Annotated in this window: 20 protein-coding genes and 2 pseudogenes; 9 read left to right on the top strand and 13 right to left on the bottom strand. The window is 69.8% G+C overall.

All coding sequences use genetic code 11. From position 1 onward, the window contains the following. Nucleotides 1-454: 454 nt before the first annotated feature. Nucleotides 455-955, bottom strand: a complete 501-nt coding sequence (locus ABD346_RS36725) for a glycine-rich domain-containing protein (protein WP_344380654.1) — start codon at nt 953-955, stop codon at nt 455-457. A gap of 257 nt (nt 956-1212) precedes the next feature. Then, nucleotides 1213-1425, bottom strand: a complete 213-nt coding sequence (locus ABD346_RS36720) for a hypothetical protein (RefSeq protein ID WP_344380653.1) — start codon at nt 1423-1425, stop codon at nt 1213-1215. A 553-nt stretch (nt 1426-1978) separates the two neighbouring features. Here ABD346_RS36720 and ABD346_RS36715 point away from each other — a divergent pair. After that, on the top strand, nt 1979-2806 hold the full coding sequence (locus tag ABD346_RS36715; RefSeq protein ID WP_344380652.1) for a Scr1 family TA system antitoxin-like transcriptional regulator: 828 nt from the start codon (nt 1979-1981) through the stop codon (nt 2804-2806). Further along, nucleotides 2803-3015 (top strand): DUF397 domain-containing protein, encoded by a 213-nt coding sequence (locus tag ABD346_RS36710; protein ID WP_344380667.1) that lies wholly within the window; start codon nt 2803-2805, stop codon nt 3013-3015. Before ABD346_RS36715 ends, ABD346_RS36710 begins: the two co-directional genes overlap by 4 nt. Nucleotides 3016-3090: 75 nt before the next feature. Here the strand turns inward: ABD346_RS36710 and ABD346_RS36705 are convergent. From ABD346_RS36705 to ABD346_RS36690, 4 genes and pseudogenes are all read right to left on the bottom strand, one after another. Further along, nucleotides 3091-4575 (bottom strand): annotated as a pseudogene (locus tag ABD346_RS36705) (fructose-specific PTS transporter subunit EIIC); the annotation flags it as partial. A gap of 40 nt (nt 4576-4615) precedes the next feature. Continuing rightward, nucleotides 4616-5566 carry a 1-phosphofructokinase gene (pfkB, locus tag ABD346_RS36700; RefSeq protein ID WP_344380651.1) on the bottom strand — a complete coding sequence of 317 codons (951 nt, stop codon included), beginning with the start codon at nt 5564-5566 and terminating at the stop codon, nt 4616-4618. After that, on the bottom strand, nt 5563-6324 hold the full coding sequence (locus tag ABD346_RS36695; protein WP_344380650.1) for a DeoR/GlpR family DNA-binding transcription regulator: 762 nt from the start codon (nt 6322-6324) through the stop codon (nt 5563-5565). Before ABD346_RS36695 ends, pfkB begins: the two co-directional genes overlap by 4 nt. A 203-nt stretch (nt 6325-6527) precedes the next feature. Next, nucleotides 6528-8060, bottom strand: a complete 1533-nt coding sequence (locus tag ABD346_RS36690) for an MFS transporter (RefSeq protein WP_344380649.1) — start codon at nt 8058-8060, stop codon at nt 6528-6530. A gap of 64 nt (nt 8061-8124) precedes the next feature. Between ABD346_RS36690 and ABD346_RS36685 the strand changes: the two genes are divergently transcribed. Continuing rightward, nucleotides 8125-9108, top strand: a complete 984-nt coding sequence (locus ABD346_RS36685; protein WP_344380648.1) for a helix-turn-helix transcriptional regulator — start codon at nt 8125-8127, stop codon at nt 9106-9108. A gap of 107 nt (nt 9109-9215) precedes the next feature. Here the strand turns inward: ABD346_RS36685 and ABD346_RS36680 are convergent, their stop codons facing one another. After that, a complete protein-coding gene (locus tag ABD346_RS36680) occupies nt 9216-10214 on the bottom strand; it encodes a sigma-70 family RNA polymerase sigma factor (RefSeq protein WP_344380647.1) in 999 nt (332 codons plus the stop codon). Between the two features lie 148 nt (nt 10215-10362). Here ABD346_RS36680 and ABD346_RS36675 point away from each other — a divergent pair, with 148 nt between their 5' ends. Then, nucleotides 10363-10899 (top strand): GNAT family N-acetyltransferase, encoded by a 537-nt coding sequence (locus ABD346_RS36675; RefSeq protein WP_344380646.1) that lies wholly within the window; start codon nt 10363-10365, stop codon nt 10897-10899. A gap of 40 nt (nt 10900-10939) precedes the next feature. On the opposite strand, the gene ABD346_RS36670 is transcribed toward ABD346_RS36675, so the two are convergent. Next, entirely contained in the window at nt 10940-11725 is a 786-nt protein-coding gene (locus tag ABD346_RS36670) for a dioxygenase family protein (protein ID WP_344380645.1), read from the bottom strand. 149 nt (nt 11726-11874) lie between these two features. Here ABD346_RS36670 and ABD346_RS36665 point away from each other — a divergent pair, with 149 nt between their 5' ends. After that, on the top strand, nt 11875-12366 hold the full coding sequence (locus ABD346_RS36665) for a MarR family winged helix-turn-helix transcriptional regulator (RefSeq protein ID WP_344380644.1): 492 nt from the start codon (nt 11875-11877) through the stop codon (nt 12364-12366). 48 nt (nt 12367-12414) lie between these two features. On the opposite strand, the gene ABD346_RS36660 is transcribed toward ABD346_RS36665, so the two are convergent. Together ABD346_RS36660 and ABD346_RS36655 are read right to left on the bottom strand one after the other, a co-directional pair. Further along, nucleotides 12415-13959: an MFS transporter gene (locus ABD346_RS36660; RefSeq protein WP_344380643.1), complete on the bottom strand. Its 1545-nt coding sequence runs from the start codon at nt 13957-13959 to the stop codon at nt 12415-12417. A 137-nt stretch (nt 13960-14096) separates the two neighbouring features. After that, nucleotides 14097-14753 (bottom strand): TetR/AcrR family transcriptional regulator, encoded by a 657-nt coding sequence (locus ABD346_RS36655; protein ID WP_344380642.1) that lies wholly within the window; start codon nt 14751-14753, stop codon nt 14097-14099. 317 nt (nt 14754-15070) lie between these two features. On the opposite strand from ABD346_RS36655, the gene ABD346_RS36650 reads away from it, so the two are divergent. Beyond that, a complete protein-coding gene (locus ABD346_RS36650) occupies nt 15071-16375 on the top strand; it encodes a M6 family metalloprotease domain-containing protein (protein ID WP_344380641.1) in 1305 nt (434 codons plus the stop codon). Between the two features lie 124 nt (nt 16376-16499). Here the strand turns inward: ABD346_RS36650 and ABD346_RS36645 are convergent, their stop codons facing one another. Continuing rightward, on the bottom strand, nt 16500-18176 hold the full coding sequence (locus ABD346_RS36645) for a class I adenylate-forming enzyme family protein (protein ID WP_344380666.1): 1677 nt from the start codon (nt 18174-18176) through the stop codon (nt 16500-16502). 206 nt (nt 18177-18382) lie between these two features. Then, nucleotides 18383-19474, bottom strand: coding sequence for an LCP family protein (locus ABD346_RS36640; RefSeq protein WP_344380640.1), 1092 nt, complete (start codon nt 19472-19474; stop codon nt 18383-18385). A 135-nt stretch (nt 19475-19609) separates the two neighbouring features. On the opposite strand from ABD346_RS36640, the gene ABD346_RS36635 reads away from it, so the two are divergent. The 3 genes and pseudogenes from ABD346_RS36635 to ABD346_RS36625 all read left to right on the top strand — a co-directional run. Continuing rightward, on the top strand, nt 19610-20890 hold the full coding sequence (locus ABD346_RS36635) for a L,D-transpeptidase (protein WP_344380639.1): 1281 nt from the start codon (nt 19610-19612) through the stop codon (nt 20888-20890). 262 nt (nt 20891-21152) lie between these two features. Further along, the gene (locus ABD346_RS36630; RefSeq protein WP_344380638.1) at nt 21153-21281 is read left to right on the top strand and encodes a hypothetical protein; all 129 of its coding nucleotides are present in this window, start codon (nt 21153-21155) and stop codon (nt 21279-21281) included. Between the two features lie 59 nt (nt 21282-21340). Continuing rightward, nucleotides 21341-21584, top strand: a pseudogene (locus ABD346_RS36625) (tyrosine-type recombinase/integrase); the annotation flags it as partial. Nucleotides 21585-21762: 178 nt separating this feature from the next. Here the strand turns inward: ABD346_RS36625 and ABD346_RS36620 are convergent. Beyond that, nucleotides 21763-22164 carry an Imm32 family immunity protein gene (locus ABD346_RS36620; RefSeq protein ID WP_344380637.1) on the bottom strand — a complete coding sequence of 134 codons (402 nt, stop codon included), beginning with the start codon at nt 22162-22164 and terminating at the stop codon, nt 21763-21765. Nucleotides 22165-22313 lie beyond the last annotated feature (149 nt).

Raw genomic sequence — 22313 nt, 5'->3', positions numbered from 1 at the left:
GCCCATGGGCATGGAAAAAGCCCCGCCCACCTGCCAGGGGGGATAGGCAGGTGGGCGGGGCCGTAGTTGGAGCGGCTACACAGGCGGGCGACGACGCTTCACGTTCGGCCCGCACAGACGACACTTGAACCACTGAACAGGCCCACTGGCAGGCGTCGTCACCATCTGCCCCTGCTCTTGGCTTGTCCGGTCGGGGCTCTATGCGGTGCGACGTCCTTTGGGCGCGCTGGGCGCACAAGAGCACGTACGCAGGTTGTGAATCTCGCCAGTGCCTGAGTTGAAGATCACGCACCTACGGATGCCTTGGCAGGTAGGGCAGTGAGTCTTTCGGCCAAGACGCTCCCTGCGGAAAGCCTCCACTACCTCTCGGTAACGGGGGTCAGTCCATTCGGCCGGGCTGTTCTCGCTCATGCAGCCAACTCTAGGACTCTGGTGCCGATTTGGGGCGAGGGCGTCAAGCGATCCCCGGACCTGTGCAGTTGGACCCGCCATCGGTGCACTCGCTATGCATGCAGTCGGCAGAGACGAGTACCGAGCCTTGAGCTTCCGGGCTCCACAGGTAGGAGTCCGGCTGATACCCGGCGGCCCGGATGGCTTCGAGCGTCCGCTCAACAGTGGCGGTGTCGTGCTTCTTGGTCGCTGGACTTTCCGGCACGTGGTGAACGAACCGCCCGAGGAAGGCACACAGCCCCTCGTACGTCTTCGTGTCCCACAGAAGCGCGTGCCATCCCTCGTCTACGATGCGCGACGGACGAAGAGCGAGCCCCGGCGTCCGGTTGGTGGCTGCCGCAGCCATGAACTTCAGCGCCTCGTCGACGATGCGGCTCGCCATGTCGTCATGAAGGCCAGGGTTGCAGCGCTGCACCAGGTGCACGGCAGTCGTGAGGCTCGCTTCCGAGATTAAGTCCCGGGCACTTGGCTTGAGCTGTACTGGGGCGTCCGCGAGAACGGACATAGCTCTACCTCCAATGGATGAGTTGCAGTTCGCTGACCGCCCCTTACCGAGTCCGAGCCACCCTGGGATCACGATGAGTGGGGCGTCTCGGCAGAGACGGAGTCTGTGTTGACAACGGGCCCCCGTGTGACAGTCCTGCCGTGGACCGCACCCGGGCCCGTCGCTGGTCCGCCTCCCCTCGGATCAAAAGAAGGGATTAAGGGCGGCTATACCGCGCGTAGGAAAGGACTCCTCAAGAAATCCGCGAAGGGATCATTTCAGGGGCACCCGACTGTCACACGGTGGCTCACCATGGCGTGGATCGTTCCCAGTTCAAGCGACTGAAGCGCAAGTTCCTCGTCTTTGGTCGCTGCGGCTTCAATCGCGATCTTGACGACCATGGCGCACGCTGGGCACGAATCCGGATCAACACCTCCGGGCCGTGACGCTGAAAAATCCATGGCGTCCAGCGCTGCGAGATCAAGCACCATGCCCCTTGGTGTGCTGTCGAATGATGTCCGTCGCGCGTCTGACGTCTGCCGTACGGCCCGCCATGTGGGCAGCAGCACGGGCCTTACTGGCTGCCTGGCAGTCCTCGCACCCAGGGTGCGGAACGGGCTCAAGTCCGGGCGCATAGATCGCGGGATTCACCGGCGCTGACCACCAATCGGGGTGTCAAGAATGTGGGCCTGCCGCAGCTCGTCGTCCGTCAGGTGCCTGAGCGCTTCCGGCGGGGTTGCCCACTCGACTCCACCGCCCGGCGGTCGCAGGTACACGCTCCCTGCGTAGCGATCCTGAACTACGCCGATCTTGTCCGCGTTCGCGGTGTCCACTGCATACTCCGGGCCGTCCATCTCTGAGCCTCCGGCGTCGCGTCTACGTGTGCCTCAACTTCCTTTACTGGGGCCAGACTTGCGCGCACGCCGCTACCATCAAAGGGTTTCGACGCCCGACCTGGGACTTGGGCACGACGGCATATGCCGCACGGCCCGACCTGCGCTGACTGCCAGCTGCCGACAGTGCCCAACTGAGTGGGAACGGAAAATGACCACCGAACAAGAAGAGAACCAGGACGCACGCCGGCGATTCGCCGAGGAACTCAAGAGCGCCCGCGAGCTGCACCCAGATGGCCCGATGACACAGACGGCAGTCGGCAGGCAAACGCGCACCTCGAAGAGCACCATTAGCCGTGTCGAGTCGGGTACTGGTTCCATTCCCGCCGAGCTCCCAGCCGGACTCGATCAACTCTTCGGAACAGACGGGAAATTCAAGCGCCTGTACGAGGAAGTGGTAGCAGCCACTTTCCCCGCGCTCTATCAGCGCCGGATGACGCTAGAACGCTCGGCAGTAGAGATCCGGGAGTGGTCTCAGACAGTCGTGCCGGGCTTGTTGCAGACCCCGGAGTACGCGGGTGCCATTCTGCGCAAGGGCGACCCAAGAGCTAGTGATGCTGAGATCGCCAAAGCCGTGCATCTTCGCATGGCGCGCCAAGCAGTCCTCAACGGAGCGTCACCCCCCGTTCTTCGGGTGGTGCTGTGTGAGTCCGTGCTGCGCCGACTGCTGGCCCCTCGGGAGGTCATGAGGGCCCAGTTCGAGACCCTCCTTGCCCACAGTGCTCGGCCGACTACTAGCGTTCGCGTGCTGCCCCTCGATGCAGACGCACATCTTCTACTGGAGGGTTCGGCATCCTTCCTGACCGCCCCAAACCATGTGACTGTGGTCTGTGTTGAGGCTTACCGTACTGCCGGAATCGTCGATGATCCCGAGCACGTGCGAGCGGCTGAACATGCCTACGATGAGATCACGGGTGAAGCGCTCACCAGACGGGGCACCGCGCAACTCATCAGAGATCAGATGGAGAAGATGACGTGAGTAACTACCCTGCTCCGGCACCGCACGAATGGGTTGTGTCCTCCTACAGCGGGCCGGAAGGTGGCAACTGTCTTCAGTGGGCACCTGAGTACGCGGCGGCTACTGGTGTCGTCCCCGTGCGCGACAGCAAGAACCCCAACGGTCCCATCCTCATGCTCTCCGGCGGAGCCTTTGCCGGGCTCGTGGAGTTGGCACGCGCCGAAGACTGACCGCCAAACCCAAAGACCCCGCCTCCACTTGGGCGGGGTCTCATTTTGATCTCGTCGTGATGTGCTTCTGGACTTCATAGGTCCGCCCAGGTCGAAGCACATCATCAGGCCCAGGACCACGCCGAGGACGATCACGTTGGCGCCGGAGAGGCCGTTGAGCCAACTGGTCAGCGCGGACTGGAGCTTGGAGATCGGCTCGCCTATGACCAGGAACATCAGGAAGCCGACGACCGCCGAGGAGATCAGCGGGATCACCACCACCGGCATGATGCCGCGCAGTGGTGCGGGGATCCTGGCCTTCTGGATCGCCATGACCACGGCGCCCGCGATCAGACCGGCCGCGAGGCCGCCGAGGAAGCCCGCCTTGATGTCGAGGGCGATCGCGCCGCCCACGAAGCCGGGCACCAGACCCGGCCGGTCGGCCATTCCGTACGCGATGTAGCCCGCCAGGACCGGGACGAGGAACTTGAACGCGACGCCGCCGACCTGGAAGAGCAGCGCGGCCCAGCTGGTGGTGTCGGTCCAGACGAAGTGGTCCATGACGGAAGGCGCATCGCTCACCTTGTAGCCGCCGATCGCGAAGCCCAGCGCGATGAGCAGGCCGCCCGCCGCGACGAACGGCACCATGTAACTGACGCCCGACATCAGCCACTTGCGCAGCTTGGTGCCGTATCCCTCGCCCGGCTCGCCCGCCGCCTCCACCGGGGACGGCTTGGCGCCGCCCGGCTCGGTGATGTCGCCGCGGTCCGCCTTGTCGCGGACCTCCGCGATCAGTTCGGCGGGGCGGTTGACGCCCGCTTTCACGCCGACGTCCACGGTGGGCTTCCCGGCGAAGCGCTCCTTGTCCCGTACGGGCACGTCGTGCGCGAAGATCACGCCGTCGGCGGCGGCGATGACGGCCGGGTCGAGCCGGGTGAACCCGGACGATCCCTGCGTCTCGACGGCGATCTCGACGCCCTCGGCCCGCCCGGCCCGCTCCAGGGACTCCGCCGCCATGTACGTGTGGGCGATGCCGGTGGGGCAGGAGGTGACGGCCACGATGCGGAAGGGCTCCGTCTCGTGCGGCTGGGCCTCGGGCTCCGGGGCCGCTTCGGCCTGCGGCTCGGGCGCCGCCTCCTCGCCCGCGATCAGCGCCGCCGCCTCCCCCGCCGTCGTCGCCGCCCGCAGCGCCGCGGTGAACTCCCCGTCCATGAGCTGGCGGGCCAGGGAGGACAGGATCGAGAGGTGGGCGTCGTCCGCGCCCGCCGGGGCCGCGATGAGGAAGATCAGGTCGGCCGGGCCGTCCGGCGCGCCGAAGTCGATCCCGGCCGCGCTGCGCCCGAAGGCGAGGGTCGGCTCGGTGACGTGGGCGCTGCGGCAGTGCGGGATGCCGATGCCGCCGTCGAGGCCGGTCGGCATCTGGGCCTCGCGGGCCGCCACGTCGGCGAGGAAGCCGTCGAGGTCGGTGATGCGGCCGAGGGCGGCCATCCGCTCGGCGAGCGTGCGGGCGGCGGCTTCCTTGGAGTCGGCGGCCAGGTCGAGGTGGAGGTCGACCAGTTCCGCGGTGATCATCTGGCTCATCGCGGGCTCCTTTGCGGGCGGTGAGGGGCGGGGACGGGGGTCATGGCGCCGGTTCCGTGAGCGGGCGGTCCAGCGGGACGGCGTCGGTGACGGTGACGGCCGCCGGGTCGAGGTCGCCGGGGGTCGGCATCACGCTGCCGGGCAGCTGGACCGCGGCCGCGCCGTGGGCGACGGCGGCGGCCAGCGCCCGGGGGCCTTCGCCGCCCGCCGCGAGGAACCCGGCGAGCGAGGCGTCACCGGCTCCCACGTTGCTGCGTACGGTCGCGACGGGCGCGGAGGCGAAGTACGTACCGGACGCGGTGACCAGGAGCTGGCCGTCGGCGCCGAGGCTGGCGAGGACGGCCGCCGCCCCCAGCTCCCGTACTTCCTCGGCCGCCTTGACCGCGTCGCCGACGGTGGCGAGGGGGCGGCCGACGGCCTGGGCGAGTTCCTCGGCGTTGGGCTTGACCACGTCGGGGCGTTCGCGCAGCGCGGCGATGAGGGAGGGGCCCGAGGTGTCGAGGGCGACCTTGGCTCCGGCGGCGTGCGCGCGGGCGACGAGGTCGGCGTACCACTGGGGTGCGAGGCCGCGCGGGAGGCTGCCGCAGCAGGCGATCCAGTCGGCACGGCCGGAGTGCTTGCGCACGGTGTCGAGCAGCGACTCGCTCTCGGCGGCGGTCAGTTGGGGCCCCGGCGCGTTGATCTTGGTGAGGGTGCCGTCGGGTTCGGCGACCGAGATGTTGGAGCGGGTGTGGCCCGCGACGGGGACGGGGGCGACCTCGATGCCCTCGGCGCCGAGGAGTTCCTGGACAAGGGCGCCCGGGGCGCCGCCGAGCGGCATGACGGCGACCGTGCGGTGTCCGGCGGCGGCCACGGCGCGGGAGACGTTGACGCCCTTGCCGCCGGGGTCGACGCGCTCGCCGGTGGCGCGCAGCACTTCGCCGCGCACGAGCCCGGGGACCTCGTAGGTGCGGTCGAGGCTGGGGTTGGGGGTGACGGTGAGGATGTTCATACGGTGATCACGTCCGTGCCGGCGGCCTCGATGGCGGCGATGTCGTCGGGGGCGAGCCCGCGGTCGGTGATGAGGAGGTCGACGTCGGCCATGTCGCCGAAGCGGGCGAAGTGCTCCTGGCCGTGCTTGGCGGAGTCTGCGAGCAGCACCACGCGCCGGGCGGCGCCGATCGCGGCCCGCTTGACGGCGGCCTCGGCGAGGTCGGGGGTGGTGAGGCCGTGGTCGGCGGAGAACCCGTTGGTGCCGAGGAAGACGACGTCGGCGCGGATCTCGCCGTAGGCGCGCAGCGCCCAGGCGTCCACGGCGGCCCGGGTGCGGTGGCGGACCCGGCCGCCGACGAGGTGGAGGTCGATGGCGGGGTGGTCGGCGAGCCGGGCGGCGACGGGCAGGGCGTGGGTGACGAGGGTGAGCCCGCTGTCCAGGGGCAGCTCGGCGGCCAGGCGCGCGATGGTGGATCCGGCGTCGAGGATGACGCTGCCCTCGGCGGGCAGTTCGGCGAGCGCGGCCCGCGCGATGCGGTCCTTCTCGTCGGCGGCGGTGGACTCGCGCTCGGCGAGGTCGGGCTCGAAGTCGAGCCGCCCGGCCGGGATGGCCCCGCCGTGCACGCGGCGCACCAGACCGGCCCGGTCGAGGGCCTTCAGATCGCGCCGTACGGTCTCGGCGGTGACCTGGAAGGTCTCGGCGAGCGAGAGCACGTCCACGCGTCCGCTCTCCCGCGCGATGCGCAGGATCTCCTGCTGCCGCTCCGGTGCATACATGTCTGTTTACGTCCGTTTCCGTGCCCGAACCTGCGGTTACACCGCCACGGTACGGCCAGTTCTCGGCCATGTAAATCAATTCGGGCATTCGGCGGACACAAACGGACTTTGGTCCCGGCGTGCGGGAGCCACCTGGCCCGGGCCCGGGCAGCACGATGGCCCGCACCCTCCAGGGGTGCGGGCCATCGCGGCGTTCGGCGGGCTCAGCCGACCGGCTGCGCGTCCTTCGTCAGGTCGAGGAGCTCGGCCTCGTCCACCGCGCCCTCGACGTGCTGCTGGGGCTTGGCGGGCAGCGCGAACATGACCAGGAAGATCACCGCGAGAACCCCGGCGACGTACCAGAGCGAGTGCTGGAAGCCGTCCACGAAGGCCCGGTTCAGCTGCGGCGGTACGAGGTCGTCGCCGATCGAACCGAAGAACACGACGGAGACCAGGCCGAGGCCGAGCGCGTTGCCCATCTGCTGCACCGTGTTGATCAGCCCGGACGCGGAACCCGAGTGCTCCTTGGGGACCTCGGAGAGCACCGCGTCGGTGAGCGGGGCGACGATCAGGCCCATGCCGAGACCCATCACGACCAGCGGGAGCGCCATCTGCCAGGAGGCGATGCCCATGCCGTAGCGGTCGGCCTCCCAGATGTAGATCAGGAGCCCGGCGACCATGGTCAGGGCGCCCGCCTGGAGGACCTTGCGGCCGAAGCGCGGGACGAGCTTCTGCACGGACATACCGGCCGCGACCGACACCGCGATCGAGAACGGCACACCGGTCAGGCCCGCGCGCAGGGCGCTCCAGCCGAGGCCGATCTGCATGTAGAGCGTCCACACGAGGAAGAAGATGCCGAGGCCGACACCGAAGGTGGCCTGCACGGCGATGCCCGCCGCGAAGCTCTTCACCTTGAACAGCGACAGCTCTATGAGCGGGGAGCCGTCGCGCCGCGCCTTCATCCGCTCGTACGCGACGAGACCGGCGAAGACCAGGACGCTGCCGGCCATCGACAGGTAGCCCCACAGCGGCCAGCCGAGCTCACGGCCGCGGGTCAGCGGGTAGAGCAGCATCAGGAGGCCGAGCGTGACCAGGACCATGCCGACGAGGTCGAGCTTGAGGGCCTTGGGCGCCTTGGACTCGCTGATGAACTTGATGCCGAGGACCAGGCCCGCGATGCCGACCGGCAGGTTGATCAGGAAGATCGGGCGCCATTCGAGGCCGAACAGGTTCCACTCGGTGAGCAGCGCGCCGAGCAGCGGCCCGGAGACCGCGCCGAGCCCGACGACCGCGCCGAACAGGCCGAAGACCTTGCCGCGTTCGTGCGCCGGGAAGGTGGCGTGGACGATCGAGAGGACCTGCGGCACCATCATGGCGGCCATCGCGCCCTGCAGGATGCGGGAGGCGACCAGCATCTCGGGGTTGGCGGCGAAGCCGCACAGGGCGGAGGCGAGCGTGAAGCCGCCGATGCCGATGAGGAAGAGCTTCTTGCGGCCGTGGATGTCGCCGAGGCGGCCGCCGGTGATCAGGCCCGCGGCGAACGCGAGCGCGTAGCCGGCCGTTATCCACTGGATCGAGGAGAAGCTCGCCCCGGTGTCCTTCTGGATGGACGGAATGGCGATGTTGACGATCGTGACGTCGACCAGGTCCATGAAGGCCGCGGTCATCACGATGGCCAGGGCGAACCACCGGCGGCGGTCTGCTGCGGCTGTGGCCGCGGACTCTGGGGTGGTGCTACTGGTCGTGGTGGAGGTCATGAGAAGAAAGTTAGACCCCCTATAGGTCAAAGCGTGTCCTCTTTGGCCGGGCATCCTGGATGACATGACCGATACCCCGGCACGGCTGCTGCAACTGCTCTCCCTGCTCCAGACCCCGCGCGAGTGGCCCGGCGGCGAGCTCGCCGACCGGCTCGGGGTCTCCCGGCGCACGGTGCGGCGCGACATCGACCGGCTGCGCGAACTCGGCTATCCGGTGCAGGCGGCGCGCGGCGCCGAGGGCGGCTACCGGCTCGTCGCGGGCAAGGCGATGCCGCCGCTGGTCCTGGACGACGAGGAGGCGGTGGCCATCGCGGTCGGCCTGCGCGCGGGCGCGGGCCACGCGGTGGACGGCGTGGACGAGGCATCGGTGAGGGCCCTGGCGAAGCTGGAGCAGGTCCTGCCCTCGCGCCTGCGCCACCGCGTCGCGAGCCTCCAGGCGGCGACGATGCCGCTGGCCGGGCCCTGGCGCGGCGACGGCGCCACCGTCGACCCGCGCACCCTGACCACGCTCGCCTCGGCCGTCACCGGCCAGGAACGCCTCCGCTTCGACTACGTCTCCGGCGACGGCACGGCCACCAAGCGCCTGGTCGAGCCGTACCGCCTGGTGTCGACAGGCCGCCGGTGGTACTTGGTGGCGTACGACGTGGAGCGCGGCGACTGGCGTACGTTCCGGGTCGACCGGGTCGCCGAGCCGTTCGCGACCGGCGCCCGGTTCGCGCCGCGCGAGCTGCCCGAGGCGAACGCGGCCGAGTTCGTGCGCAACTCGATGAACCGGCTGCAGCCCGTCCTGGACGTCGACGTCACCTTCGAGGCGCCCGCCGACTTCGTGACCGCCCGGCTGCCCTCGTCGATGGGGGCTCCCGAGCCGCTGGACGGCGGGCGCTGCCGGCTGCGCACCTCGTGCACCGACTCGCTCGAGTGGGTGGCGCTGCGGCTTGCCCTGGTGGACTGCGAGTTCACCGTCAACGGGCCGCAGGCGATGACCGGCTATCTGCGCGATCTGGGCGAGCGCCTCACGCGGGCGACCGCGCCCGGTCCGGGGGAATGAGGGGAACGAGAGGGGCCCCGACACCAGGGGGGGGAGAGGTGCCGGGGCCGGGAGCTCACGGCACCAGGGGGGGAAGGTGCCGGAGCTCGTCTTGGGGGGGGCGGGGCCTAGGCCGCCGCGTCGAAGCCCGTGTCGCGGGCCATCTTCTTCAGTTCGAGCAGGGCGTGCTTCTCGATCTGGCGGATCCGCTCGCGGGTCAGACCGTGCTCCTTGCCCACCTCTGTCAGCGTACGCTCGCGGCCGTCGTCGATGCCGTACCGCATCTTGATGATGGAGGCGGTGCGCTCGTCGAGCTTGCAGATCAGGTCGTCCAGCTCCTCGCTGCGAAGGAGCGTGAGCACGGACTGCTCGGGGGAGACGGCGGAGGTGTCTTCGAGCAGGTCGCCGAACTGGGTCTCGCCCTGGTCGTCGACCGGCATGTTCAGCGAGACCGGGTCGCGCGCCCAGTCCAGGACGTCACCGACTCGCTCGGGCGTGGTGCCCAGCTCGACGGCGATCTCCGTGTGCTCGGGGTCGCGCCCGTTCTCCCGGTTGAACTCGCGCTGGACCCGGCGGATGCGGCCCAGCTCCTCCACCAGGTGGACGGGCAGGCGGATGGTGCGGGACTGGTCGGCGATCGAGCGGGTGATGGCCTGGCGGATCCACCAGGTCGCGTACGTGGAGAACTTGAAGCCCTTGGCGTAGTCGAACTTCTCGACCGCGCGCACCAGGCCGGCGTTGCCCTCCTGGATGAGGTCGAGCAGCGGCAGGCCGGCCCTCGGGTAGCGGCGGGCGACGGCCACGACGAGGCGGAGGTTGGATCGGATGAAGAGGTCCTTGGCGCGCTCACCGGCGGCGTACAGCGCCTCCAGCTCCTCGCGCGAGGCTCCGGCCGCCTTGCTCTCGACCTCTGCGTCGAGGATCTGGCGTGCGTACACACCGGCCTCGATGGTCTGCGAGAGCTCGACCTCCTTGGCGGCGTCGAGCAGCGGCGTACGCGCGATTTCGTCGAGGTACATACCGACCAGGTCGCGGTCGGCGATCTCACCGCTGACTGCGCGGACCCTGCTTCCCGACTCCGAACCGCCAGAGGCGGACTGTCGGCGGGCGACGGCGCGGGTTGCCATGCGTGCTCCCTTACTGAGTGGGTCGCGACACCCTCCCGGGTGCCCTGCATCCGATGGAAACAACGGCTGGAATCCGGACAGAATTCCCGTCCCGCCCATCGATTTTCGTGATCATGCAGTACCCTGTGCCGCCACGGGAGGGGTTCAGGTGCCGCAGGAACGTACAGAGGTGCAGGTCAGGCCTGGTGTGGAAGCCGATCTGGAGGCCCTCACGGACCTTTACAACCACTTCATCCGTGAGACCGCCATCACATTCGACACGGCCGCCTTCACCACCGAACAGCGCCGTCCGTGGCTGCACTCCCACCCTGAAGACGGCCCGCACCGCCTTCTGGTTGCTCACGATGACCGTTTTGTCGGCCGGGACGGCATCCTGGGCTACGCGACGAGCAGCCCGTTCCGCCCGAAGCCCGCGTACGCGACCTCCGTGGAGGTCAGCGTCTACTGCGCGCCGGAGGCGACCGGCCGCGGCGTGGGCACCCTCCTGTACCGCTCGCTCTTCGAGGCGCTCGCGGGCGAGGACGTGCACCGGGCGTACGCCGGGGTCGCCCTGCCGAACGAGGCCTCCCTCCGGCTGCACGAACGCTTCGGCTTCACCCACATCGGCACGTACCGGGAGGTGGGCCGCAAGTTCGGCCGCTACTGGGACGTGGCCTGGTACGAGAAGGAGCTCGGGGAGGCGTAGGGGTCCGGTGGCGGTCAACTCCCTTGCCCCGCACGCCCGTTCAGCCGTACTGCACCGACCGCTTGGCGAGCCCCATCCAGAACCCGTCGATGACGCTGCGAGCCCCGCCCGGCTCGCCCTCGCTCGCACCCATCGTCACGAACAGCGGGGCGAAGTGCTCGGTGCGGGGGTGGGCGAGCTGCCCGGCGGGTGCCTTGTGCTCGAAGTCGAGCAGCGCGTCGAGGTCGCCGGCGGCCAGCGCCCGGGCGCCCCAGTCGTCGAACTCGGCCGACCAGGCGGGCACTTGGCCGCCGGGGTGCCGCAGGGCCGCCAGGTTGTGGGTGAAGAAGCCGCTGCCGACGATCAGCACGCCCTCGTCGCGCAGCGGCGCGAGCTTGCGGCCGATGTCGTACAGCTTGCGCGGGTCGAGGGTCGGCAGGGAGACCTGGAGGACCGGGATGTCGGCGGCGGGGAACATCTCGACGAGCGGGACGTAGGCGCCGTGATCGAGCCCGCGGTCCGGGATGTCCTGCACGGGCATGCCGGGGGCGCGCAGCAACTTGCGTACGGAGTCGGCGAGTCCAGGGGCGCCGGGCGCCGCGTACCGCACCCGGTAGTAGTGCTCGGGGAAGCCCCAGAAGTCGTGGACGAGCGGCACGGTCTCGGTGGCGCCGAGCGCGAGCGGGGCCTCTTCCCAGTGGGCGGAGACCATCAGGATCGACGTCGGCCGGGGCAGAGAGCCGGACCAGGCCGCGAGCTCGCCCGGCCACAGCGGGTCGTCGGCGAGCGGCGGGGCGCCGTGGGAGAGGTACAGGGCGGGCATGCGCTCGGCGCGGGCGACGGTCATGACGACTCTCCGGCTCACTCACTGACGGTCCGGTCGGCCGGCCCGGAGACCGGGCACGGGACGGACAGACATGCTTGAAGTCTCAAGCTCTGCTGCTCACCCTAACGCGATCTAGTTCAACTTTCAAGAAGTGTCCGTACAGTAGATGTATGACCTCGGCACCCCATTGGCTCAGCGACGAGGAGCAGCGCACCTGGCGCGCCTATCTCCACGCCACCCGCCTCCTCGAAGACCACCTCGACCGACAGCTCCAGCGCGACGCCGGGATGCCGCACATCTATTACGGGCTGCTCGTCCAGCTCTCACAGGCCCCGCGGCACCGGATGCGGATGACCGAGCTGGCCAAGAACTCGAAGATCACCCGGTCCCGGCTCTCGCACGCCGTCGCGCGCCTGGAGAACAACGGCTGGGTCAAGCGCGAGGACTGCCCCTCCGACAAGCGGGGCCAGCTCGCGATCCTGACGGACGCGGGTCACGAGGTCCTGGAGCGGACCGCGCCGGGGCATGTGGCCGCCGTACGGCAGGCGATGTTCGACCGGCTGACCCCGGAGCAGGCGGACCAGCTCGGCGAGATCATGCGGGTGATGGCACAGGGCCTCCAGCCCACGGACGCGAAAGCGGACCTGCCCTGGCTCCGCTGAGATCAGCGGGGCCAGGGCAGGTCGTGCGTCCGGGGTGCTACCGGGGGGTCAGTGGGCGACCACCGGGATGCGCACCTCGTCCTCGATGTCCTCACCGGTGCCAAGACCGGAGACCGAACTGCCGCCGGGGCGGCCGGTGTTGATGAGGGTGGCGGCGATGGCGGCGGCGACCGCCAGGATGCCGACCGCCCACCAGATGGCGGCGGTGAAGCCGTGCACCATGGCCTGGAGCTTCAGGAGCTCCGGGTTGGAGGCGCCGAGCGCCATGTGGCCGGTGACGTAGGCCGTGGTCGCCGAGGCGGCGATGGTGTTGAGCAGGGCGGTGCCGATCGCGCCGCCGACCTGCTGCGAGGTGTTGACCATCGCGGAGGCGACACCGGCATCCCGGGGCTCGACCCCGATGGTGGCGAGCGACATGGCGGGCATGAACGCCGTACCCATGCCGAGGCCGAGCAGGATCTGCGCGGGCAGGATCACGCCGGCGTACGACGTGTCGATGTCCAGCTGGGTCAGGAGCAGCATGCCGACGGCGGCGGTCAGGAAGCCGGGGGCCATCAGCAGGCGCGGCGGGACCCGGGTCATCAGACGGGCGCCGATCTGGGTGGAGCCGGTGATCATGCCCGCGATCATGGGCAGGAACGCGAAGCCCGTCTTGACCGGCGAGAAGCCCTTCACGACCTGGAGGTAGTAGGTCAGGAAGAGGAACAGGCCGAACATCGCGATGACCGCGAGGCCGAGCGAGAGGTAGACGCCGCCGCGGTTGCGGTTGGTGACCACGCGCAGGGGCAGCAGCGGGTGGCGCACCTTGGCCTCGACGGTCACGAAGGCCGCGAGCAGCACCGCCGAGGCGACGAACATCGAGATGGTCAGCGCGTCCGACCAGCCGGCCGACTCGGCGCGGGTGAAGCCGTAGACGAGCGCGACCAGACCGGTGGTCGACAGGATCACGCCGGGCACGTCCAGCGGCGAGCGGTTGCGGGTGCCCGAGGGCTCACGGATGACGAGGTAGGCGCCGAGGGCCGCGACGATCGCGAACGGGATGTTCACGAAGAAGGTCCAGCGCCAGTTCAGGTACTCGGTGAGGAAGCCGCCGAGGATCAGGCCCACCGCGCCACCGCCACCGGCGATCGCACCGTAGATGCCGAACGCCTTGGCGCGCTCCTTGGCGTCGGTGAACATCACCGCGAGCAGCGACAGGGCGGCCGGCGCGAGCAGTGCGCCGAAGGCGCCCTGGAGCGCGCGCGAGCCGAGCAGCATGGCCTCGCCGGTGGCGGCGCCGCCGAGCGCGGAGGCCGCGGCGAAGCCGAGCAGGCCGACGACGAAGGTCCGCTTGCGGCCCCACAGGTCGGCGATGCGCCCGCCGAACAGGAGCAGCCCGCCGAACGCGAGGGCGTAGGCCGTGATGACCCACTGCTTGTTGGCGTCACTGATGTGCAGCGCGTGCTGGGCGGAGGGCAGCGCGATGTTCACGATGGTCGCGTCGAGGACGACCATCAGCTGGGCCAGGGCTATGAAGGCGAGCGCCTTCCAGCGACTGGGGTCGGGAGCGAGGGAGAGCTGGTCTGTCTTGTCCAGACCGACTGTTTTTGACATGGGGGTAGCCACCTTGGGACGCGGATTTACCGAGATAAGTGTGGAAACTAGCTTGATCTACGTGTGCACGATGCCTCAACCAGGTTTGGCGAGCGGTGAGTTGAGGGCGTGAACGGGAAGTTGAGAGTGGGAGGCGATCAACTCCGCCGGAGGTCGTCGAGGGTCGCCGCACTGCCCGGCAGCTCGGACCGCGCCGGGGCCTGAAGCCCGTCGAGGAACAGCTGCAGGTGGCGGTGGACGAACTGGTCGATGTTCGGGCAGGGCGTGCCGGGCAGCGGCCTGGTCAGCTGGGAGAGGGCGACCATGAGGTCGCCGACGGCGACATCGGTGCGGAGCCGGCCGGCCGCACGGGCCCGCCCCATGAGCCCCTCGACATCGCGTTCGAGGCGCTCGCGGGCCGCGTTCAGCTCCGCCTGGTCCTGGTCGAAGGTCTCGGAGAGCATCGGGCAGAGCGCCCCGATCCGCTCGTCGGCCGCCGCGTGCACGAAACGGCGCAGGGCCTCGAAGGGATCCGCCTCCTCGGCGGCCGCCGTCTCGGCCCGGTCCGAGACCCGGTCCATGACGTGGAGCACCACGCTGGTGATGAGCTCCGAGCGGTCGGCGAAGTGGCGGTAGATCGTGGCGTTGCCGACCCCGGCCCGGCGGGCGATCTCGTCCAGCGGCACCTCGGCACCGCACTCGACGAAGATCTCGCGCGCGGCGGCGATGATCCGCTCCCGGTTGCGCAGGGCGTCGGCCCGCGGACGCGGGGCACGGCGCGGCGCTGCGGCGACGGGGGCGGCGGCAGTCTGCACGGCTCTGCTCCTTCTTGCTGGTCGTCGGTGACTTGCTGGTCGTCAGTGATCGGACGTGCTGGTCGTACGTGTCCGCCGGGGACCTGAACCCAAGCGGGGAAGCATTCCCCGTTTAGCGGGGACGAAGGTTCAAACGGGGAAACCTTCCCCGGTTATTTCCCGACACGGATGTGACCTGAGTCACACACATAGATATGCGGAAAAACCCACATTTGGCCCACTCAGCGCGCGCACGCGACACGCCCGACACAGGGTGATCAGACGAGCACAGTCAGGATCCGGCCTGCTGTCGCGTCCCTGAAGGCGAGCGCGTGCGCATGGACGACAGCCAGTCCCGCCCGGCTCGGGCGCCAGGCCGCCGGATACCCCGCCGGCGCCGGACCACCTTCCTCGGCGCCGCCCTCGCCTCGGTCGCGCTCGCCACGCTGACCACCGGTTCCACCACGCTGTCGTTCGCCACCCGCGCCTCCGCGGGCCCGGTGGCCGCCCCCGGCGAGTCCGTGCTCGACCCCTGCCGGATCCCGGCCGCACTGGGCGTGCAGATGTCGGAAGGCCTTCCGACCCCGCCCGGCTACGCGCACTCCACCGGCATCGTCCGGGCCCTCACCCTCATGATCGACTTCCCGGACGCGGTGGGCCCCGGCTCCGCGCTCAGCCGGTACAAGGAGTTCTTCCCGCAGACCAGCGACTGGTTCCGCAACGCCTCCTACGGCCGCCTCGACTACCGCCCCGAGGCCCCGATCCCGGACTGGCTGAGGATGCCGAAGGCCTTCACGGCGTACGGGATCGAGCGCGGCTCCCCCTATGAACCCGGCTATCACCGCCTGGTCCAGGACGTGATCGCGGCGGCCGGTTCGAGGGTGAACTTCTCGAAGTACGACCTGGTGAACGTGCTGGTGACCCCGAACGCCGGTCCGTCGGCGCTCGACACCGTCCTCTCGGTGACGTTCTCGGGAAACGAGGACGCCCCCTACGCGGACGGCGTCCCTCTCTCCAACACCTCCTTCGTCTACAGCCGCCAGGACGACGGGTCCGGCTCGTACGGGGAGACCGGCTACCGGGTGCTGCCGCACGAGAACGGCCACGTCTTCGGACTGCCCGACCTCTACACCCCGCAGGGCGGCGGGGCCGTCGGGCACTGGGACATCATGTCCGAGGACTGGGGTGCCAACAACGACATGCTGGGCTGGCACAAGTGGAAGCTGGGCTGGCTCGACAACAGCCAGGTGTCCTGCGCGACGGGCAGCGGCGCGAGCCAGTACGCCCTGACCCCGCTGGCCACGGAGGGCGGCCCGAAGCTGGTCTTCGTCCCGGTGACGAAGGACAACGGGTACGCGATAGAGGTACGCACCCGGGCCGGCAACGACGAGGCGGTCTGCAGACCCGGGGTCCTGATCTACCGCGTGGACGCAAAGGTCGACACGGGCAGGGGCCCGGTGAACGTCTCGGACAGCCACCCCACCACAGGAGGCTGCACCCGCAGCCCGAACGTCAACGCGGAACTGTCGGACGCCCCGTACACGACAGGAGAAACGTTCGTGGACCGGGAGAACGGGGTGCGGATAGCCGTGACGGGGGTCGACGGGATGGGGAACTATCACGTACGGGTGACGAGATCCTGAGAGCTCTTCAGCCCGCCCCAGCCCGTCCGGCGTTTGAGGACGAGCGCCCTCAAGGCGCGACCGGGGGTCCGGGGGCGGAGCCCCCGGGAACGGCGAGCAACCCACCCTCCAACCGCCGGAGGCTCTAGGGAAGGGGCGGGGCGGGGAAAACGCCCCGGAGCTCCCGCTTCAACACCTTCCCCGTGGCGTTCCGCGGCAACGCCCCCTCGCGCAGGACAATGCGCGCCGGCACCTTGAACCCGGCCAGCACCGCCCCGACATGCGCCCGCAGGGCATCCGCGGTCACCCCGGACCCGCCCCGCACCTGAACCACCGCCCCCACCTCCTCCCCCAGCACGGGATGCGGCACCCCGACCACCGCCGCGTCCAGCACCTCGGGGTGATCGTGAAGGACCCCCTCGACCTCCACGCAGTACACGTTCTCGCCACCCCGGATCACCATGTCCTTGATCCGGTCGACGATCGCGACCCGCCCGTCGCACAGCACCGCGAGGTCCCCCGTCCTGAACCACCCGTCCTGGAAGGCGAGTCGAGTGGCGTCGGGATCACCCCAGTACCCCCGGACCAGCGACTGCCCGCGCAGCCACAGCTCCCCGACCTCACCGTCGGCGAGCGCGGAACCGTCCGCCCCGGCGATCCGCACCTCGGTGACGGGGGTGGGCCGCCCTGCACTGTCGGGCCAACTCCGGTACTCGGCACCGAAGTTGGCGAGGACACCCCCGCTGGTCTCGGTCAGCCCGTACCCGTTGCGCGGCTCGATCCGGGACCCGTACCGCGCGGTGAGCCCGCCCACGAGCCCGGGCGGAGCCGCCGCGCCCCCGGTGTTGAGCGCGGTCAGGCTCTCCAGCGAATCCCCCGCCTCGTCCGCGGCGGCAAGCAGCTGAAGGGCGGTGGCAGGCACCCCCGCGTAATGCGTGATCCCGTGCTCCCGGATCAGTCCGAGCGCCCGCCCCGCGTCCCACTTCCGCATCAGGACGAGCGTGCCGCCCGCGGCCATCGCCGCGTACAGCGAGGTGAAGGCGGCGACATGGAAGAAGGGGAAGGTCATGAGGGTGACAGGGGTGGGCCCCTGACCTGGGACGATGCCGCGGCCGAGCATCGACATGGCCGCCTGGAAGCGGGGGTTCATGACCGCCCCGGACTGCGCGAGCTGCGTCGCGACGGCCCCCTTGGGGCGGCCGGTGGTGCCGGAGGTGTAGATGATGGTGGCGTCGGCGTCCGGCGCGATGTCGACGTCGGGCGGCCCCGCGGAAGGGTCGGGCGAGGTGAGCTCGGAGAGGTCGTCGAACCGCTCGAATCCGCCGGGCAGCTCACCCTCGCCGTGGAAGACCATGCCGCGCACGCCGTGCGTGGCGGCCCAGCCCGCCACCCGCTCAAGGCGCTCGCCGTCGACGAGCAGCACGCGCGGGGCGCAGTCGTCGAGGGCGTACGCGAACTCCTCCGCGGTCCACCACGCGTTCAGCGGCACGGCCACCAGGCCCGCCAACTGCACTGCCCAGAAGGCGACTTGCCACTCGGGGTGGTTGCGCATGCCGATGACGGCCCGGTCGCCGGGGCGCAGCCCGTAGTCGTCGGTGAGGCGCCGGGCCAGCGCGCAGGAGGCGGCGAGGAATCCGGCGTAGGTGTACGTGCCGCTCTCGGCGATCAGGAAGGGCTGCTCCCCGAAGGCCCAGACCGTCTCGACGAACTCCCGCAGGGTGCGAGGCCCGGAGGCGTACTCGAGCGCGCCCGCCTCCCCGCGGACAACGGCGAACGGCGCCCCGGGCGCGGTGAGCAGCGCCTCGGCGCGAGCGGGCTCGATGTGCGCCCCGGCCGGTCGCGTCCCACCGCCTCGCGCCCCCCGAGCCCCTGGCTCCTCCGACGCCCCCGTCGCTCCCGTCGCTCCCGTCGCCCCAGTCGTCGCCACCGGATCGCCCTCCTAAGCGCCTGCTCAGTCTCCGTGGCCACGACGCTATGCCGCTGCCCCGCCCCGGTCAAGGTCGGTGTAAAACACAACGGACCCCTGGGTCAGCCCGGCGTCACCACCTGGCCGATTCCGTTCGGTTCCGACGCCGTGCCGGTGAGCGCGCCCTCCGGGACCGGGCGGTCGGCCTCCAGGGCTTCCCAGAGCATCCTGCCCCGGGCGGCGTCCGGCACGAGGCGGTCCTCGTCGCCCTGCTCCAGTTGGGCCGGAAGCGTGACCATCTGGACGTCCTTCGCGCCGATCCCCTTCATCGAGTACGCCAGCGAGGCGAGGCTGTCGACGTGGGCGAGGGAGGAGTCGGTGGTGAGGGACTTCGTCGCGGCGTCGGCGACGGCGAAGAGCCTGACCGGGTCGGTGAGCAGGTCCTGGCCGGCCATCCTGCCGATCAGCGCCGTCAGGAACTGGTGCTGGAGCTGGATCCGGCCGAGGTCGCTGCCGTTTCCGACGCCGTGCCGGGTGCGGACGAGATCGAGGGACTGCTGGCCGTTCAAGTGGTGTTTGCCGACTCCGAGATGGACCCCGCTCAGCTTGTCGTCGATGGGCTTGGCCAGGGTGATGTCGGCCCCGCCGAGCGCGTCCACCAGCTCGGCGAAGCCGTTGAAGCCGACCTCGACGTAGTGGTTGATCCGCAGCCCGCCGCTCAGCGCCTCGACCGCGGCGACCGTGCAGGGGGCTCCGCCCATCTCGTACACGGCGTTGAACATGACCCGATCACGTCCCGGCACGTTCTGGCCGGATGCGGTGGCGCAGGCGGGGCGGTTGACGATGGTGTCGCGCGGGATGCTGACGAGCGCCGCCTTCTTGCGGCCGCCGTACACGTGGAGCAGCAGGGTGGTGTCGGAGCGCCCGGCGTCCTCGCCCCCGCCCGCCCGCGCGGCGTTCTTCCCGGCCCGCGAATCGGAGCCGACGACCAGGATGTTGAGGTCGGAGGTGGCCGAGGCCTCCGGGGTGAGCAGCGAGCCGAGCTCGACGCTGTTGATGTTGCCGCTCAGCCGGTGCCAGGTGTACGCGGCGGCGGCGCCCACGAGCAGGAGCACCCCGGCGAGCGAGCAGAGCACCATGCGTATATGGGTGGCCCGCCGACGGGTGGGCCGGCCCATCCGGGGTATTCGCCCCCAACGGGGTCCGTACGTCATCCTTCGACTCCGTCCGTCGACGACCCCGAGTTCCGCATGCGTACAAACAGGGCGTTATCGCACACTACAAGAAAGGTGCATAACCCCGCATAACGGGCACCCAGGCTGGCAGCTGCCGGAGGGGAGACGTCCAAGGTGAAGCCCACACCGAGGTCCGCGACGGCATCCGCCGCGACCTCCGCATCGGCATCCGCGTCGGCCGGCGGGCGCATACGGGCCCGCCGCCCCGGATTCGCACCGCTCCTGGCCCTGTTCGCGGCGGCCGTGCTGGCGCTCGGCGGCTGCTCCTCGGGCGGCGGCAAGGACGCGTCCCCGAGCCCCAGCCCGACGGTGTCGAAGGCGCGGATCACCACCACGCCGAAGGACGGCGCGGACCATGTCGGCATCACCGTCAAGGACGTCGGGGCGAGCGTCACGGACGGCACCTTCACCTCGGTCACCCTCATGGCCCAAGGCGGCAAGGCGATACCCGGCGCGCTGACCCCGGCCCGCACCGCCTGGCATCCCTCGGCGAACCTGGCCCGCGGCACGGCGTACACGCTGACCGCCGAGGCGAAGGACCCGGACGGGCGGGCGGCGACCACGACCACGCGCTTCACGACGGTCTCCGAGAGCAACTCGGCGGTCGCGTTCTACACCCCCGAGGACGCCTCCACGGTCGGGGTCGGCATGGAGATCTCCTTCAGGTTCGACAAGGCGGTGACCGACCGCAGGGCCGCGGAGTCCGCCGTGAAGATCACGTCGAGCAGCGGCCAGCAGGCGGCGGGCCACTGGTTCGGCGACCGCCGCATCGACTTCCGCCCGCAGGACTACTGGAAGCCGGACTCCAGGGTCACGGTCGCCTTCGACTTCGACGGGCTCGAACTGGCCAAGGGAATATACGGAGTTCAGGACAAGTCCTTCTCCTTCACGGTGGGCCGCGAGCAGATCTCCACGGTGGACGCGGCCACCCAGGAGATGACCGTGGAGCGCGGCGGCGCCACGGTGAAGCGGGTGCCCGTCTCCACCGGTCAGCCCAAGTACGCCACGTACAACGGCACGATGGTCATCAGCGAGCAGGACCGGCAGACGAAGATGAACAGCACCACGGTGGGCCTCGGCGACGAGTACGACATCCCCGACGTGCCGCACGCCCAGCGGCTCACCAACTCGGGCACGTTCATCCACGGCAACTACTGGGCCGCGCCCTCGACCTTCGGCGCCACCGCAAGCAGCCACGGCTGCATAGGCCTCCAGGACGCCCAGGGCGGCGGCGACCCCGACTCCTCCGGCGCCTGGTTCTACGCGAACTCGCTGCTCGGCGACGTGGTGATCGTCCGCAACTCGACGGGCGGCGGCACGGTCGCCCCGGACAACGGCCTCAACGGCTGGAACCTGCCGTGGGCGCAGTGGACGGCTGGCAGCGCGATCACGTGACGTCGCGCGGGCTCAGCCCCGGGGGCCGAGCCCGCCCAGCAGAGTGTCGACGACGAGCGAGGCGAGCGCGTCCGGGCCGGGGGCGTCCTCGCCACCCTGGGCGCTCTCTGTACCTTCCGAACTCTCGAAGCGACCGACCGGAGTCGGCGGCGATCTGGCTCCAACTGGCCGGGAAACACACCCTGTTGGCTCCGGAGTCCCCCTGCGGCCCTGGCCCGACCCCACCTGCGTCGCGAACGGCCTCGCGGGCAGCGGCGCGGGCTTGACGACGCTGCTGCTTACGGCCCCGGTTGCGTTCCCGCTGGTGGCGGGCCGCCCGGTCCAGGCAGGTCTGTCGCTGTGCACGGTACTGAGCGGCGGCCTGCTCCTGGTGGCGGCGGGGCTGGTGTGACTGGGCGCCCCGGGGGCGGGCATCCACCCCGGCCCGCCGACCAGCCCGCCACCCGCACCCGCACCCGACACTTCAGGGCACTCATCCGCCTTGCGTAACTCCGTCAGATCCGATTCCACGGCCTCCGCAACTCAACCGCGACTCTCCTCCTGGCACAGGGTGTCGACCGACCTCGCCGTCATCAAGGAACTCCTCGGCCGCGCTCACGTCGGGGTCACCACGACCGTGTACGCCCACGTTCGGCTCCACCTCCAGCGCGACGGCATCGACGTCCTCAGCCGCACGCTCGGCAACCCCTCCTAGGCCGCCACCAAGCCCGACGACGGTGACGACCCGCCTGTTTGGTGCCGCACTGACTTTGCCGTCAACTACGGCTGCCAGACACTCCAGCGGCCCCACCGGAAACAGATCCGGCGAGGCCGCTGGGTAATTCATGGAGACTCAATTACTTCACTTCAAGGCCCAGTTGCACCCAGCCACTTCAGGACGCCTGCGTCGCATCACTGTCGATAGCGACAACCAGCGATCCTGACCCCTCGGCCAGATAGTCATGTTCCGGAAAGTAGTCCACATGAAGATGGTCGTCCTGATCCGCTTCCAAAGCGAATCCTTCGATATTATCAGCAAGGAGATGAAGGGACTCCAGTTTGCCTTCAACGTCCAGAGATTCACCGTCTCCGGAAGAAGAAATCATAATCTTCCCACTTGCTTGACAGACCGCGATCCGCGACAACGATCTGCTGTAAGGGAACGGATTTGAGACCTTCGACAGCAGAGTTTCTCCCTCGCCACTCCGCAGCTTTCGACTCAAGGCCAGCAGCTCGGATCGGGTTCCAGACAGCTCCAACTCCCCTGCCGAATCGCCGCACAATACTTTCAACATTACGCCTCCGCCAGTCGCCTAGGGCCAGTAGTCACCCGGCCGGATCGTGGATGGATCGATAGCGGTGTGCGGATCCTTGAGCGGGCCACTAGTAGGACTTTGTTAGGTGGCTGGTCAGGGTCCGGTTTTGGTAGTTCGCTCGAGGTATG

This window comes from Streptomyces mauvecolor (assembly GCF_039532965.1).
GTDB classification, from domain to species: domain Bacteria; phylum Actinomycetota; class Actinomycetes; order Streptomycetales; family Streptomycetaceae; genus Streptomyces; species Streptomyces violascens.
The sequence above is the reverse complement of the archived record's forward strand: the minus strand, read 5'-3'. Positions and strand labels throughout refer to the sequence as shown.

Bases quoted from the DNA above. Each gene is read 5' to 3' on its own strand.
- ABD346_RS36690 (WP_344380649.1), bottom strand. From the start codon at position 8,060: ATGACCTCCACCACGACCAGTAGCACCACCCCAGAGTCCGCGGCCACA.
- ABD346_RS36660 (WP_344380643.1), bottom strand. From the start codon at position 13,959: ATGTCAAAAACAGTCGGTCTGGACAAGACAGACCAGCTCTCCCTCGCT.
- ABD346_RS36665 (WP_344380644.1), top strand. From the start codon at position 11,875: ATGACCTCGGCACCCCATTGGCTCAGCGACGAGGAGCAGCGCACCTGG.
- ABD346_RS36685 (WP_344380648.1), top strand. From the start codon at position 8,125: ATGACCGATACCCCGGCACGGCTGCTGCAACTGCTCTCCCTGCTCCAG.
- ABD346_RS36670 (WP_344380645.1), bottom strand. From the start codon at position 11,725: ATGACCGTCGCCCGCGCCGAGCGCATGCCCGCCCTGTACCTCTCCCAC.
- ABD346_RS36715 (WP_344380652.1), top strand. From the start codon at position 1,979: ATGACCACCGAACAAGAAGAGAACCAGGACGCACGCCGGCGATTCGCC.
- pfkB (WP_344380651.1), bottom strand. From the start codon at position 5,566: ATGAACATCCTCACCGTCACCCCCAACCCCAGCCTCGACCGCACCTAC.
- ABD346_RS36695 (WP_344380650.1), bottom strand. From the start codon at position 6,324: ATGTATGCACCGGAGCGGCAGCAGGAGATCCTGCGCATCGCGCGGGAG.
- ABD346_RS36650 (WP_344380641.1), top strand. From the start codon at position 15,071: ATGGACGACAGCCAGTCCCGCCCGGCTCGGGCGCCAGGCCGCCGGATA.
- ABD346_RS36640 (WP_344380640.1), bottom strand. From the start codon at position 19,474: ATGACGTACGGACCCCGTTGGGGGCGAATACCCCGGATGGGCCGGCCC.
- ABD346_RS36725 (WP_344380654.1), bottom strand. From the start codon at position 955: ATGTCCGTTCTCGCGGACGCCCCAGTACAGCTCAAGCCAAGTGCCCGG.
- ABD346_RS36680 (WP_344380647.1), bottom strand. From the start codon at position 10,214: ATGGCAACCCGCGCCGTCGCCCGCCGACAGTCCGCCTCTGGCGGTTCG.
- ABD346_RS36720 (WP_344380653.1), bottom strand. From the start codon at position 1,425: ATGGTGCTTGATCTCGCAGCGCTGGACGCCATGGATTTTTCAGCGTCA.
- ABD346_RS36620 (WP_344380637.1), bottom strand. From the start codon at position 22,164: ATGTTGAAAGTATTGTGCGGCGATTCGGCAGGGGAGTTGGAGCTGTCT.